The sequence below is a fragment of the Streptomyces sp. OZ13 genome (assembly GCF_052068155.1).
Lineage (GTDB): Bacteria > Actinomycetota > Actinomycetes > Streptomycetales > Streptomycetaceae > Streptomyces.
On the sequence record NZ_JBQHCZ010000052.1, the window covers coordinates 1 to 889 of the forward strand.

Consider the following 889-nt stretch of genomic DNA (forward strand, 5'->3'; position numbering starts at 1 on the left):
ACTGATCGTTTCAGAATGAGGTTCGGAGTCGTCTCAAGCAGATGATGCTGCAGGCGAGTTGGAGCAGGCTGAGGTGGAGGTCGGCGCGTATCTCGTAGCGGATGCGGAGGCGTTTGAACTGGTGGAGCCAGGCGAAGGTCCGCTCGACGACCCAGCGGGTCTGGCCCAGGCCGGAGCCGTGGGCGGTGCCTTTGCGGGCGATCTTCGGTGTGATGCCGCGGGTCCGGAGGAGGCGGCGGTACTTGTCGTAGTCGTAGCCGCGGTCGGCGAACAGCCGGCCTGGCCGGTGTCGCGGCCGCCCGCGGACCCCGCGGATGTGGGGTATCGCGTCCAGCAGGGGCATCAGCTGAGTGACGTCGTGACGGTTTCCGCTGGTCAGCGAGACGGCGAGCGGTGTGCCGTGGCGGTCGGTGATCAGGTGGTGCTTGCTGCCCGGACGCCCGCGGTCGACCGGCGAAGGTCCGGTGTGAGCCCCCCTTTGAGGGCCCGGACATGGGAGCCGTCGATGGCCGCGTCGTCCATGTCCAGCAGGCCCGCGGCCCTCAGCTCGGCCAGCAGTACCTCGTGCAGCTGCGGCCAGACTCCGGCCTCGGTCCAGTCCCGCAGACGCCGCCAGGCCGTCACACCGCTGCAGCCAACCTGTTCAGCCGGAACGTCCCGCCAGCTCACGCTCTTGCACAGCACGTAAACGATGCCCCGCAACGCAGCACGGTCATCCGCCGGCAACCGCCCTGGATACCGATGCCGCCGCGGCGGACGAGCCGGCAACAGCGGAGCCACACGTTCCCACAGGTCATCAGGCACAAGATCAGCAGACACCCAACAGATCCTGCCGACACAACACCCAACTGCCAAGCCCCACAACGAACTTCATTCTGAAACGATCAGT

General features: G+C 67.2%; 1 protein-coding gene. It reads right to left on the minus strand.

Annotated elements, in window-relative coordinates; translation table 11 throughout:
* Nucleotides 1-10: 10 nt before the first annotated feature.
* Nucleotides 11-819, minus strand: a protein-coding gene (locus tag ACTMTU_RS36035) for an IS5 family transposase (protein ID WP_441267643.1) whose coding sequence is annotated in 2 segments (ribosomal slippage) — nucleotides 11-480 and nucleotides 480-819 — 810 coding nt in all. Because the reading frame shifts where the segments join, the coding sequence is not laid out codon by codon here.
* Nucleotides 820-889 lie beyond the last annotated feature (70 nt).